General features: G+C 56.1%; 11 protein-coding genes. 5 read left to right on the top strand and 6 right to left on the bottom strand.

Features of this window, described 5'->3' with window-relative positions:
* The coding region (locus VF639_RS16840) for a hypothetical protein (protein WP_331147095.1) at positions 1-609 on the top strand (609 nt) is incomplete at its 5' end.
* Positions 610-810: 201 nt separating this feature from the next.
* Here the strand turns inward: VF639_RS16840 and VF639_RS16835 are convergent.
* Entirely contained in the window at positions 811-1,509 is a 699-nt protein-coding gene (locus VF639_RS16835) for an alpha/beta fold hydrolase (protein ID WP_331147094.1), read from the bottom strand.
* A gap of 116 nt (positions 1,510-1,625) precedes the next feature.
* Entirely contained in the window at positions 1,626-3,014 is a 1,389-nt protein-coding gene (locus tag VF639_RS16830) for a UDP-N-acetylmuramate--L-alanine ligase (protein ID WP_331147093.1), read from the bottom strand.
* A 352-nt stretch (positions 3,015-3,366) separates the two neighbouring features.
* Here VF639_RS16830 and dnaB point away from each other — a divergent pair, with 352 nt between their 5' ends.
* Positions 3,367-6,012 carry a replicative DNA helicase gene (gene dnaB, locus VF639_RS16825; protein WP_331147096.1) on the top strand — a complete coding sequence of 882 codons (2,646 nt, stop codon included), beginning with the start codon at positions 3,367-3,369 and terminating at the stop codon, positions 6,010-6,012.
* Between the two features lie 63 nt (positions 6,013-6,075).
* Here the strand turns inward: dnaB and VF639_RS16820 are convergent, their stop codons facing one another.
* The gene (locus tag VF639_RS16820) at positions 6,076-6,825 is read right to left on the bottom strand and encodes a hypothetical protein (RefSeq protein ID WP_331147092.1); all 750 of its coding nucleotides are present in this window, start codon (positions 6,823-6,825) and stop codon (positions 6,076-6,078) included.
* Positions 6,826-7,017: 192 nt separating this feature from the next.
* Here VF639_RS16820 and VF639_RS16815 point away from each other — a divergent pair, with 192 nt between their 5' ends.
* The 3 genes from VF639_RS16815 (at position 7,018) to VF639_RS16805 (ending at position 10,773) form a co-directional block, all read left to right on the top strand.
* Positions 7,018-7,374, top strand: coding sequence for a winged helix-turn-helix domain-containing protein (locus tag VF639_RS16815; protein ID WP_331147091.1), 357 nt, complete (start codon positions 7,018-7,020; stop codon positions 7,372-7,374).
* Positions 7,375-7,632: 258 nt separating this feature from the next.
* On the top strand, positions 7,633-8,133 hold the full coding sequence (locus tag VF639_RS16810) for a molybdopterin-binding protein (protein WP_331147090.1): 501 nt from the start codon (positions 7,633-7,635) through the stop codon (positions 8,131-8,133).
* Positions 8,134-8,160: 27 nt separating this feature from the next.
* A complete protein-coding gene (locus VF639_RS16805; RefSeq protein ID WP_331147089.1) occupies positions 8,161-10,773 on the top strand; it encodes a TonB-dependent receptor in 2,613 nt (870 codons plus the stop codon).
* Between the two features lie 220 nt (positions 10,774-10,993).
* On the opposite strand, the gene VF639_RS16800 is transcribed toward VF639_RS16805, so the two are convergent.
* The 3 genes from VF639_RS16800 to VF639_RS16790 form a co-directional block, all read right to left on the bottom strand.
* On the bottom strand, positions 10,994-11,587 hold the full coding sequence (locus VF639_RS16800; RefSeq protein WP_331147088.1) for a GNAT family N-acetyltransferase: 594 nt from the start codon (positions 11,585-11,587) through the stop codon (positions 10,994-10,996).
* Between the two features lie 243 nt (positions 11,588-11,830).
* Positions 11,831-13,267: a POTRA domain-containing protein gene (locus tag VF639_RS16795; RefSeq protein ID WP_331147087.1), complete on the bottom strand. Its 1,437-nt coding sequence runs from the start codon at positions 13,265-13,267 to the stop codon at positions 11,831-11,833.
* 22 nt (positions 13,268-13,289) lie between these two features.
* Positions 13,290-13,682, bottom strand: coding sequence for a BlaI/MecI/CopY family transcriptional regulator (locus tag VF639_RS16790; protein WP_331147086.1), 393 nt, complete (start codon positions 13,680-13,682; stop codon positions 13,290-13,292).
* Positions 13,683-13,945: the final 263 nt, after the last annotated feature.

Below are 13,945 nucleotides of genomic sequence, written 5' to 3'. Positions count from 1 at the left end.
AGACTGGTAACTGGCAACTCACAACTCACAACTGATTATCTTTCCGGCATGATGATTACTATGCCCCGTTTTCTGCGCCTGCTGTTGGCTACCGTATTGCTTACTGCGACGTTGCCGGCATGCGAAACCACGAAGAAAGGTATTCCGGAATTCACCTCGCCCGATAAGAGCGACATCGGCCGCAAACAAGAGCCAACCAGCAAAATAGTGGCATCAGTAGGTGAGAAAGGTTTAATCAAGTACCTCGTCCCGCGCGAGCAGCTGACGCAGGGTTTCAATCGCCAGTTTGGCGACGGCACCAGCATCGACAAAACCATGGTGCGCAAAGTACAGGGCGGCCTCAAAGACCCTGCCTCTTACTACCTGGTGGGGCTGGGCCTGCGCAATGGCATGTTTCGGGGCATGGCCATTCCGCTCACGCTGGCCTCTGATACCGAGCTGCTGCTGCGTTCCAACGCGCCGCGCTACATTATTTCGGGGGTGGGCTGTACGTTTTGCTTTTTCAACTTCGAGAACAACGACATCGTAGGTACCACCTGCGAGGAAAACTCCGGTGGCAGCAGCTGCGACCTGCGTGTAATCGATAGCAACACCTTCTTTCCCCGTTAGCCATGCTCAGCCGCAAATGGATTATGCGCCTCTCGCTTACGGCTCTGGCCCTGCTGCTTGCCACCGACCGGCGGCGCCCCAAGCCCGAGCATCTTCCCAAACCAACGGAACCCGAGAAATAAGAAAAGCCCGCTACCAGCGGGCTTTTTTGTTGGTAGAAGGCAAGGCGGAAGCCACCGGAAGCCTGTTCGGCGTTACGTCTTACGCGGCGGTTTCAATGAACCGGGCAATGCGACTGACCAGCAGATCAGGATTTACCCGTTCCAAAGGGTGCGGTGTGTTCATCAGAATTTCAAAGGTGGCATGCGTCATGTGGTCGGCGAAGTAGCGGGAGGCATCCACGCCGGCCGTTTTGTCTAACTCGCCGACCATGACCTGCACTGGCACCGCAAGGGACGCCAGGGTGTTGGGGCTGAGCAGTGGGGCCGTGCCGAGGCGGCGCATCATGGCCGCGGTGGCCGCTAGCAGGTCGGGGAGGGCAGTAGGGGCGTGTTGCTGCTCGAGCTGGGTTACGTATTGGGGCACTTTGGCCCGCATGGTATCGAGGTCGAGAAAGCGCGTTTCTAGCGCCGCCGTAGCCGGCGACCAGTCGAGCTTGGTGCCAAGCGTGGTGATGCTGCGAATAATGCCCGGTGTAGCGGCTGCCGCTGCCAAAGCCGCGTAGCCGCCCATGCTGTAGCCAAAAACGTGGACCGGGGCCAACCTGTGTTCCTGAATGAACTCTGTTACCTCTGCCGCAAACCCCTGCATCGAAAACTTCTCCGTTTCCAGCGGCCGGCCACCATGCCCACTAAACGAAAATGTATGCACGTTGTAAAACGCCGATAACTCGCGTGCCAACGGCTTCACCTGCGCTTCCGAAGCCAAGGCGCCATGCAGCAGGAGCAAAGATTGTTTCATGTTAGTTAGTGCTTGGTGTTTAGTTGGTAGTGCTTCGTGCCTGGAGCTTCGTGCTTAAGTCTATCTTTCAAACCATCATTAAAACGACCTAAGCACGAAGCCCTAGGCACGAAGCACTAGCTAACAACTTCTGCTGCCAACTGCTTTAAATCCAGCCCGTCGAAGGTGCCCGAGGACATCATCAGCAGGTTAGCATCCTGCCAGTTTTGCGTGTGCAGGTACTGCGCCAGTTGTTTGCTGTCGGTGAAAACCCGTAAATCGGGGCGGTTGAAGGCTTGGGCTACTTGCTCGGGGGCCAGCGGCGGCAGGCGCTTGTGTTCCAGCACGTGCGGGTTGAAGTACACCACGGCCACATCGGGCGCATCGAAGGTATGGGCGTATTGGGGCAAGAAAGCCGGGTTCAGGCTGCTGAATGTGTGCAGTTCCAGGCAGGCCACTAGCCGGCGCTTCGGAAATTGCTTTTTAAACGCCGTAGCCGTGGCCTTCAGCTTGCTAGGAGCGTGCGCAAAATCCTTGTACACCACCGAGTCGGTACCCTCCGCTACCAGTTCCAGGCGGCGCGCGGCGCCTTTAAACGTCGCCAAGGCCTCGTAAAACGGTTTGCCTTTGATGCCCAACTGCTTGCAGACTTCTTTGGCGGCCGAGATGTTGCGCAGATTATGCTCGCCGAATACTTGCACGGGTACCTTCTCGTCTTTCTTGTTGAGCAAGAACGTTTTGCCGTTTTTGATGACGTGCTCGTGCGGGCCGTAGCCAATGTAGTCTACATCCGGACTGCTGGGCACAGTCACGAGCTGCACCTGCTCGTCGTCCTGGTCGTAGATGAGGGTGCCGGCCTTGGGCGTCATCTCGGCGAAGATCTTGAACTGTTCCCGGTAGATTTCCTCGGTCGGAAACACGTTGATATGGTCCCAACTGATGCCGGAAATAACGCCGATGTGGTGCTGGTAGAGATGAAACTTCGGCCGCCGGTCGATGGGCGACGACAGGTACTCGTCGCCTTCGATGATGATGATGGGCGCGTCTTCGGTGAGCTGCACCATCAGGTCGAAGCCTTCCAGCTGCGCGCCTACCGCGTAGTCGAACTTGCGGCCGTGGTAGCGCAGCACGTGCAGAATCAGGGAGGTGATACTGGTTTTGCCGTGCGAGCCGCCAATAACCACCCGCTGCTTGTCTTTGGAAGCTTCGTAGATGAACTCCGGAAACGAGTACACCCGCAGCCCTAGCTCCTGCGCCCGCAGCAGCTCCGGGTTGTCGGCCCGCGCGTGCATGCCCACAATCACGGCATCGAGGTCGGCGGTTATCTTCTCGGGAAACCAACCTTCGGCGGCTGGCAGCAGCCCGGCGGCTTGCAAACGGCTTTTGGCGGGCTCGAATATTTCATCGTCGGAACCCGTAACGTGGGCGCCGCGCTGGTGCAGCGCCAGCGCCAGGTTGTGCATGATGCTGCCCCCAACGGCAGTCAGGTGAAGGCGTTGAAGGGAAGAGGTGGGCGTAGCGGCCATTCAGAGGAAGTGGGTGAGCGGGCGGCAAAGGTAAGAAGGAGCCAGGAGACGGGAGGTGAGGAGGAGGAGGTGAGGAGGAGGAGGTGAGGAGGAGACAGGAGTTAGGAGCTAGGAGAGAGAAGACAGGAACTAAACCCTCCTGTCTCCTAACTCCTAACTCCTGTCACCTCCTCACCTCATCATACACAAAAGAAACCATTTGCGCCACTTCCGGATTGTAGGGCCCAGCCGTTAGCTTTGTACCCCGTTAAGAGAATAACCGGAAAGAAATGCAGTTGAATAAAGGTCAAGTACAACCGATTCCAACTGAATACTGCCCGAACCTGCTTACATTGTATTGCTTACCACAGTGATGAACGACCGGATGGATGACCGCTTAAAATTATCAGCCTCGCGTGCCAAGGCCGCTTGGAACAGCCGCCCGGCGGTAGTTCCGGCCGGTGGCCCGGCGGGCAAGCTGCCGCCACAGGCTCTGGAGCTAGAAGCCGCTGTGCTAGGCGCGCTCATGCTGGAAAAGGACGCCCTGACCACCGTAATCGACATTCTGAAAGAGCAGAGCTTCTACAAAGATGGGCACCAGCGCATCTTCAAAGCCATCCTCAACCTATTCGATAAGTCCGAGCCGATTGACATTCTCACGGTTACGCAGGAGCTGCGCGAGATGGGAGAACTGGAGGCGGCCGGTGGGGCTCACTACGTGGCCAACCTCACCTTCAAGGTTAACTCGGCGGCCAACGTGGAGTACCACGCCCGTATCATCACCGAAAACGCCATCAAGCGCGAGCTGATCAACATTGCCAGCACCATTCAGCGCGACGCTTTCGAGGATACCACCGACGTATTCAACCTGCTCGACGCCACCGAGCAGGCTTTGTTTGAAGTGTCGGAATCCAACATTCGCAAGAACTTCGACGACATGCGCAGCCTGATGGGCAAGGCCATCAAGGAGCTGGAAGAAAAGAAAAACCAAAAGGATGGCCTCACCGGCGTACCCTCCGGCTTCTCGGCCCTAGACCGCGTAACTAGCGGCTGGCAACCCTCTGACCTGGTGATAATTGCAGCCAGGCCGGGCATGGGGAAATGTCTGGGCAAAGGCACCAAGGTGCTGATGTTCGATGGCACGTTGCGCAACGTGGAAGACGTATGCCAGGGCGAACTGCTGATGGGCGACGACTCCACCCCGCGCCGGGTGCAAAGCATTGCCCGCGGCCGGGAGAATATGTATTGGGTGCGCCAAAACAAGGCCGAAGCCTACCGCGTCAACGAAAGCCATATTCTCTCACTCAAGCGCAGCCGCAACGAAGGCAAGCACCGCAACGGCGACGTGCTCAACATCACAGTGCAGGACTGGCTGGCCAAGTCCGATAAATTCCGCTCGAACTACAAAGGCTATAAAGTTCCCGTTGAATTCGTGGCGCAAGACGTGCCGGTTGATCCGTACTTTCTGGGAGTCTGGCTCGGCGACGGGGTTTCTGACAACTGCCGCATCACGGGGCAAGACCAGGAAATTATTGATTACCTGCACGAATACGCCGCCGCGCTGGACATGCAAGTAACCGTGGGCGTAGTAGCCGATCGTTGCAACAGCTACGGCATCACCCGTGGCCGGCAGGGCGGCAGCATCGGGCAATTCTCGTTGCAGGACGAGCTGCGCCAGTTGGGTGTGCTTGGCGACAAGCATATTCCGCAGCAGTACCTTGTCAATAGCACCGAAAACCGTTTGCGCCTGCTGGCGGGCCTCATCGATTCGGATGGGCACTTGAACGTGGTTTCCAACGGCTACGAAATCACCCAGAAAAGCCATCAACTGGCCCGGCAAATCAAGTTCCTGTGCGACTCGCTGGGCTTCCGTACCTCCCTGAAAAAGAAGCGGGCAGTTATTACGGCCCGTGGCTACGAGAGTGAGGTGTACCGGGTACGCTTCTACGGCGATATCAACCGGGTGCCGGTGCGGGTGGCCCGTAAGCAGGCTAACCCCTGGGCCAGCAAAGTGGACTGGCGCATGACAGGTATTTCGGTGGAGTTCGATCAGGTGGACGACTACTACGGCTTTGAAATCGATGGCAACCGGCTATTTTTGCTCCAGGATATGACCGTGACGCACAACACGGCTTTCGTGGTGTCGGCGATGCGCAACGCGGCGGTGGAGTTCAAGAAGCCGGTTGCCATCTTCTCGCTGGAGATGTCGTCGTTGCAGCTCGTGAATCGTTTGATTTCGGCGGAAGCTGAACTGGACTCCGAGAAAATCAAGAAGGGCAACCTAGCCGACTATGAGTGGGCGCAGCTCAACCACAAAATTTCGGCTTTATCGTCGGCGCCAATTTACATTGACGATACGCCGGGCCTGAGTATCCGGGAACTGCGCACCAAGTGCCGCCGCCTGAAAGCCCACCACGATATTTCGATGATCATCATCGACTACCTGCAGTTGATGACTGGCAACACGGATGGCAAAGGCATGGGCAACCGCGAACAAGAAATTGCCAGCATCTCGCGGGCGCTCAAAGGCATTGCCAAAGAGCTGAACGTACCCGTTCTGGCGCTGTCGCAGCTCTCGCGCTCGGTAGAAACCCGCGGCGGCGATAAGAAGCCCCAGCTGAGTGACCTTCGTGAGTCGGGTTCTATCGAGCAGGACGCCGACATGGTGATCTTTCTATATCGGCCTGAGTACTACAAGATTACCGAGGACGAAATGGGCAACCCGACCCAAGGCACCGGCGAGGTAATCATTGCCAAGCACCGGAACGGCTCCCTCGAAACCGTGCAGCTTAAGTTCATCGGCAAGTTCACCAAGTTTGCCGACCTCGACGGGGCGGGCGGCTTCGGCGACGCGGGTAGCTTCAACACCGGCGCCTTCCCCAGCAGCACCTTCGACGAAGATCCTTCGGCCTTTGCACCCAACACCATCCGGCTTGGTTCGCGCATCAACAACGACGGCCCGCCCCCCGCGCAGCCCTTCCCCCGCAGCAACTTCGACGACGGTCCGCCGCCGTTCTAAAACAAAAAGCGCCACCCGGAAACGGGGGCGCTTTTTGTTTTAAGATACTATTGTGCTTCTAAATTAGATGCCGCTGCTGAAGTCGTCGGACGCGGAAGCTTCCAAAGAGGAGCCTGTGCTGCCTTGCGAACCTGCACCGCGGTAGGTAGATGGCTGGCTGGTTGAGCTGGAGCCATAGCCGTAGTCAGACGCGTCAGAGTCGGTGGAGTAGCTGCCTCCTACGCGGGATACGTTTTCCCGGTCGAAGCTGGCATCGGAGCTAGAGCTTGGGCCCATGTCCATGCGGTGGCTGGCATCCGGGCGCGAGCCCGACGAGTAATATTGTCCGCTGCTGGCGTAACCGCTACCAGTAGACCCGCTGCCGGTGTAGCCACGGCCAGAATAGTAATTCTGCTCGGGATGCTGGTAAGAAGAGCTACCCGAAGACTTATAGCGGCCCGACGCTTTCTTTGATGACTTGCCCGAGCGCATGGCCAGATAGCCAATGCCAACCAGCGCTGCGGCACCGGCTACTTTTTGCGTGGTGCTCATTTTGCCTAGTTGGCTTCCTGCCTGGTTCCAGCTTTTGCCTACTTGGCTCCAGGAGTTGGTGAAGAAGTCACGCACGCCCTGTGGCAGTTGATCGACCACCTTTTGCAGGTTCTGCGGGTTAGCCATATCCATCCAGTTCTTGCTGTCAGAAGAGCTCTGGCCGGTGCCATTAGACGTGTCGGAGGTGGCGGAGCCGCTGGTTTCTGCGCTGGCAGAGGCCGTAGGCTGGGTATTCTGGTCTTGGTCGGAGGCTGATGAGCCGGCAGATTGAGTAGGTTCCATGTAATTACTTTCGATTAAGAGTGCACACTAGCAGCAGTCAACGTGACTGCTAGCTACCTATGCGCAAGGAAGGGCCAGTAGGTTGCGGAGGAGTTCGTAGTTTTTTGCAGCTGGCCATGATTTTGTAGATGAATAAGTAAGGGGTAAAGCGGGTTTTATGTGATTGACGGGCTTTTTTGTAAGATTACAACTATGAAAAACCTGCTGCGTGCCGACCTAACCTTTCGCCTCAACGGCCGCTTGTGGGTGGAAACTGATAACGACCGGTTCATGGGCATCGGCCGCCTGGAACTGCTGACGCAGATTCAAGCGCTAGGCTCGATTTCGAAAGCCGCGCAGGCCATGGGCATGTCGTATAAGCGCGCTTGGGACTTAGTTGTCTCCCTGAATGCGCAGGCAACCGGCCCGCTGGTGCTCACCCAAGCCGGTGGCAAGCGCGGCGGCGGCGCTGAGGTAACAGCCGAAGGCCAGCAACTACTAGCAGAGTTTCGGGCGCTACAAGAGCGGTTTCAGGAGTTTATGCGCACAGAAGCAGCCCGGCTACTATAAATACAACGCGAAGTTCCCGCTTCCGCGCTGCTGCAAGTGTGTTAGGTGTTGGCGCAAGGTGTGCGGTAGCTGAAAGTAACCTGTCACGCAGCACCGTGAGGAGATGCTACTGCCTGTATGACCCTAATCCAATGCGGTACACTTGCGGTACTTGTACGTGGAAGCAGGAGTTTCGCATTACAGGCGGTTCACGCTAAACTATTGCGCTTTTTATTCGTTATGTTCGGGAAAATATAACGCTGGCTGAAATCAGAATATATGCCCGAGTCTACCTCTCGTATCAAGTGGCTTTTGTTGTTTGTAGGCCTGTTGCTGCGCGAAGTAGCATGGGCGCAAACGGGTCTTCAGCTAACCAGCCTCAATACGCCGGGGCGTACGCTCACGGCTGCGGAGCTAGCGGCCCTGCCGCATCAAACGCAACCGGCCAAAGACAAGGAAGGCAAAACCCACCGTTACACGGGCGTGCCCTTGACCGAGCTGCTGAAGCTGCTGCAAGCCCCCGAAGGCAAAGCGCTGCACGGCACCGCCCTCATGCAGCAACTACTCGTAACCGGCGCCGACGGCTACCAGGTGCTGTTTGCTTTGCCGGAACTAGATCCTTCCTTCGCCTCCCAAACGGTGCTGCTGGCCGACCGCCGCGACGGTCAGTCCTTGCCTGCGGCAAGTGGCCCCTACCAGATTATCGTGCCTCAGGAGAAGCGGCCGGCCCGTTGGGTGCGGCAGGTGACGGGCCTGCGCCTGCTGGAAGTGAACCCCTAATTGTTTGATTTGCTACGAATGCTATTTGTGAAAAAGAGCTGGAAGAAGACCGCCTTGTTGTTGGGCGCTGTAGCTGCCGGCCCATCAGTCCTGGCGCAACAGCCAGCCCGGCGCCCAACCTTGGCCGATACCACGCGCCAGAAGGTGGCGCTAACCGAGGTGGTAGTGGCCGCCTCGAAGGTGGAAGAAAGCTTTTTGCAGTCGCCGGTGACGGTGGAGAAGCTGAACGCGCGGGCCTTGCGCCTCACGCCAGCGCCCTCGTTTTTCGATGCCATCGAGCATTTGAAGGGCGTGCAGGTGATTACGCCGAGCTTGAGCTTCAAGGTGATAAACGCCCGCGGCTTCACCAACACCACCAACGTGCGGTTCGCGCAGCTCGTCGATGGCATTGATAATCAGGCCCCACACATCGGCGGGCCGATTGGCAATGTGCTGGGGCCGAGTGACTTGGACATCAACACGGTGGAAATTGTGCCGGGTACGGCCGCGGCGCTCTACGGCCTGAACGCCATCAACGGGCTGGCCAACTTCAGCACCAAGAACCCGTTTCAAAGTGAGGGGCTGAGCGTGTTGCAGAAAACCGGCCTCAACCACGTCAACGACCCTACTAGTAGCGCGAAGCTGTTTTCAGAAACCAGTGTGCGCTATGCCAAGGTGCTAACCCCCAAGCTAGCCTTCAAAGTGAACGGCACCTACCTGCGCGGCTACGACTGGATAGCCAACGACCAGACCGAACTCAACCCCAATGGCAACGCCACCACCAACCTCTTCGGCCCCGACAATCCCGCCCGCGACCCGGTAAACAGCTACGGCAACGAATCGTCGAACCGCAGCAGTCTGACCCTCGGCGGCAAAAGCTACTCGGTGGCCCGCACCGGCTACAACGAGTCGGACGTGGTGGATTACCGCCTGCAAACCATCAAGTACGATGCGGCCCTGCACTACAAGCCGAGCGCCAGCACCGAACTGGCTTACACCTACCGCGGCACCATGCTCGACAACGTGTACCAACGCTCCAACCGCTTCCGATTGGAAGATTACCACCTGCAGCAGCACGCCCTGCAGCTCACTGGCCCCGTGGTGCAGGCGCGCATCTACCTCACCACCGAAAACACCGGCAAAAGCTACAACTTGCGCTCCATGGCCGAAAACCTAGACCGTAGCTTCAAGCCCGATGCCGTCTGGAACCAGGAGTACACCCGCGCCTGGAACGCGGCTACCGCGGCCCGCCAACCCGTAGCGCAAGCCCATGCCACCGCCCGCACCGCCGCCGATGCCGGCCGGCTGCAACCCGGTACTCCTGAGTTCAAGCAGCGCCTGACCGAACTAGCCGAAATCAATAATTGGGACCAGGGGGCGGCCCTGCGCGTAAAGGCCGATTTAGTGCACGCCGAAGGCCAAGTGAACGTAGCCGAAGCCCTGCGGCGAGGCGGCAGCAGGCTGCCCACCAACCTCGACCTGCTGGTGGGCGCCGACCACCGCACTTACATCATCCAGCCCGACGGCAACTACTTCATCAACCCCGAAAAAAACAAAGACCCCCTCAACGACAACCTCACCTACAGCAAAACCGGCGGCTTCGCGCAAGCCGGCGTCCGGCTGCTCGACGAACGTATCCGGCTCACGGCCACACTCCGGGCCGATAAAAACGATTACTTCAGTACCCGCTTCAACCCCCGCCTCACGGCCGTGTATTCGCCTACCCGACAGCACAACTTTCGGGTGAGCTACCAGAGCGGCTACCGGTTTCCGAGCTTGTTTGAAGGATTTTCGAACGTGAACAGCGGGCAAGTGAAACGCATTGGCGGCCTGCGGGTGATGTCGGATGGGGTTTTCGAGAACAGCTACCTGCGCAGCTCCATCGATGCCTTCAACACGGCCGTTACGGCGGCCATCAACGCCAATACCAGCTCGGCCAACGCCGCCGAGAAGCGGCGGGTGGCCATCGAGCAAAACCAGGGCCTCCTGGTGAAAACGCCGTACACCTACCTCAAACCGGAGTACATCAAGTCGTTGGAGTTCGGCTACAAGGCCGCGCTGCTGCCAGAGGGGCGCTTGCTGCTCGACGTGGATTTCTACTACAACTCCTACCGCGACTTTATTGCGCAAGTGGAAGCCTACGTGCCCAAAACCAACAACCCCGACTCAGCGGCCATCTACCTTAGCAACCGCACCACCCAAAACCGCTACCGCCTCTGGACCAACGCGCAAAGCCAGGTCTACAATTACGGCGGCACCCTTGGTTTGCGCTACGAGCTGCCTGCAGGCTACCTGGCCGGCGCCAGCGTCACCTACGCCCGCCTCGACCGCACCGAGTCGGGCGACGGGCTGGAAGATGGCTTCAACACGCCCCGTTGGGCCTATAACCTGAGTTTGGGCAACGAAAAGGCCTATAAAAACTTCGGTTTCGGCGTGAATTACCGCTGGCAAGCCCGCTACTATTCCCAAACCTTTCTGGTAATCGGCAACGTGCCCGCTTACTACACCCTCGACGCCCAACTCAGCTACAGCGTGCCTGCGCCAAACCTACGCTTCAAGCTCGGCGCTAGCAATGTGCTCAACAAGTACTACGTGAGCTACCTCGGCGGCCCGAGCGTAGGCGGGCTCTACTACCTGGCCGTGACGTACGGGCTGTACTAGTGCAGTGAGTGCTCTTAGAGCTGTAAAAGGTTGCTGGCCTGCTACTTGCTATGCCTATAGTTGTGCCCTCCGCGCTTACTGCCACGCTAAACTTCCCACTACAGAAGCGTCTGCCGCTGCCACAATGCTAGGTGGTGACCTACGTCGGTATTGCGTTGGCGCATTAAGCTATGCTCGGGCAGAGTTGATGACTATCAACCAACTTCTGTAATGAATTAACCTAGCTGTGCTTCTTGCTGAGGCCTAAAGCTTTCGAGGTATCGTAGGCTAGCTCGAAATACTGGTTGTTGTTAAAATTAAACTCAGCTAGTACATCGAGCCCTAGTTTTTGAGTGTGTGCAGTGTAGGAACGGGTATTTATTTTATTAATGAACGTCAGTAAAATTGGATATCTGTACGACATCCTTTCTCTAGCAAAATCAAAGATGCTTTCCAGCAGGCCGCTACCTCTATAAACTTTGTCGACGCAGACCGGCCCGTACTGATAAGAGTTATCGACACTCAGTTTATGACCTGCATATTCCAGGTTAGGCAGTTGCTCAACCATATGGGAGAATATTGGCCATGCCGACCAAAATTGCCAGGAGGCAGACATTACATAGGCAATTACGGCTTCGCCTTCCGTGGCAATAAACAGTCCTTGCTCTTCCTCAATCAGCTTCGTTAGCTGCTCTCTGGTGAATGATGTAGTTACAAAGCCGTCTTTTTTATCTTCCTCCAGAATCGTATCGATTTGGTATTTCTTGTGAAGAGCCAAGACGCCTTCGATATCATCAAGGGTAGCTACTTTGATTTCGTCTTTGAAGGCTAGCATAGATTTGAAATATTACTATCAGCAATTTCTAATGCTTTTAATAAACCTCACTTATCATTTCTTATTCAGATCAAAGCCATACAGCCAATTATAGAGTGGTCTTCCGAGTTTTCTAAGCCTACAATATTCATAAGCTCTCCAAAGTAAAGGTATCTCGCCAGGGTGATATATACTTTGGCAACGTCAGCACGCCAGATGCTTCGGCTGCGCCTCTGCATGGCACTCCCCTTCTAAACAGCCTCTCTATTTCTTCTCTACCAGCGCAATTTGGATGTTCACCAAATCGGTAGCGGCGTTAGAGCGCATTTCCGGGCGTGGATTTATGCCCATGTGTTCGGCGTCGAAAGAACCTAGTAGCGCTAAATTTTTCTGTGCTTCAATGAGCTTGGCCCGGCTGAAAGTGTCGCCGGAACGCAGAGGAATAGCTTTCAGCAAAGACTCTGCAGACGTCTTGCCATTGCCAGTGAACGTGATAGTCCCAAGTTGCGCTTTACGGCCTTCCACGATTTCAAGCGTTAGTGCAACACTGCCGTTAGGCTGGCGCTGGACGGTGGGCACAACGGAGAAGAAAAGGTAACCTTGGTCCATGTAAAGCGAGGTCACATCACTGCCATCTGGCCGATAATTCAGGCGTTGTTTTACGTCTAGCGAATCGTAGGCGTCGCCGGGCTTCAGGCCGAGAGCTTGGTTGAGGCGCTCGGTGGATACCAACTTATTGCCTTCCCACACGATGCTGGCTATAGGCGCAGTGGCGGCCGCCACCGAGGCTGCTGCAGACTCTACGGCGGCGACAGGAGTAGGGGAATCAACGCAGGCCGTAGCCAACCACGCGCCAGCTAATACGGGTAGAACGAGGAGAAAGCGCAGCTTTTGCAGCGGGCGCGAAGATGGCGTAGTGAGCATAGTGATTCGCTGGAATACTTGTTGGGTGGAAAATGTATGAACTAGGGAAAGTGGAAATGGCGATGTCGCCAGCTTGATAAGCAATTGGCCGTAGCCGGAAATACTGCCGGCTGCGTGGGTCACTGCCGCATCGGCCTGGTATTCGTGCACTGCTTTCAGCTGCTTGCGGAAGTAGTAAACCGTTGGGTTGAACCACAGCAGCACGCCCACAGCTTCAAGCAAAAGAATATCCAGCGTGTGTCGCTGCTGCACGTGCACCAGCTCGTGTTTCAAAAGCTGCCGCCGCTCCACTGGGCTCAGGCTGGCATGCAGCGGCGACAAAAACACATGACGGCCAAATGAAAAAGCAGGCATTTGAGCGTTAGAAAGCTCGACCAGCCAGAAAGCGCCTTGATTGGTGCGGTTATACCGCCGGGCTAGCTGCCGCAGCCACCAGAGGTTCCGCACCAAGCCTTGCAGCCGGTATACCACCCCGAGTCCATATACTATCAGAAGACCAGTTAGCACCAAGTCCAGCCACTTTATTGGTGTGGCTGACGGCGTAGCGGAGGTAGTGGCCGCTTCCAGATGCTGCCAGTCGAGGTGCAAAAGCAGCGGCTCCTGGCTAAGTGCAGGAGTGGCAAACAGCAAAGCCCTGAGAGCCGGAAATGACAGCAGTGGTAGCGCCAAACTCACCACTACGCTGCCCAGCAGATACCACCGATTCCAGCTGAAATAGGTGAGGCCAGCAAACAGCAGCCGGTACGCAAGCGCGAAAACAGCCAGGCAGAAAGACACTTCAATTAAATACAGGAAGTAGCTACTTAGCATCGCCGTCTTGTTTGGAAGCCTGATCGGCTTGGAGTAACTTGAGGAGCAGTGATTGAACCTGCTGTTGGTCAAGCTTTTCTTCTTCCACCATAAACGACACCAAGTCGGAAGGGGAGTTGTCGAAGTACTGCGTGAGCAAGCGCTTAAAGCTGGCAGCCCGGTATTGTGCGCGGCTGATCAGCGGGAAGTATTCATAGGTTTTGCCGTAAGCCTTGAACCCTACATACTCCTTGCGCTCCAGGATGCGCACCACCGATGAGATGGTGTTGTAAGGCGGTTTTGGCTCGTCAGGCAGCTGCTCGATGATGTCCTTTACGAAAGCCTTTTTCAGCTTCCAGAGGATTTGCATGATGCGCTCCTCCGTCTTAGTTAAATGTTCCATAAAATAAATGTATAACGTATAAATCAGTTTAACAACTTAATATTAAGTTGTTAAACTGATTTATCAGGTAGTATATATTGTGTAGCTGTTCGAGCTGTTGTTAAGTATTTGTATATCAGCTCTATATAGCTATTGTTCATAGGCTTCATATGCGCTATGCCTATGCTAAATCAAATAGATAAAGAACTAATGTAGGTACATTTGTTGTGTGGGGTATAGGTTCAGGCCTCATTAAGGTGGCTGAAAACCTGACCGTATTACCT

The sequence above is a fragment of the Hymenobacter sp. genome, assembly GCF_036387835.1.
Lineage (GTDB): Bacteria > Bacteroidota > Bacteroidia > Cytophagales > Hymenobacteraceae > Hymenobacter.
Note: the sequence above shows the minus strand (reverse complement) of the source record. Positions and strands in the feature narration are given on the sequence as shown.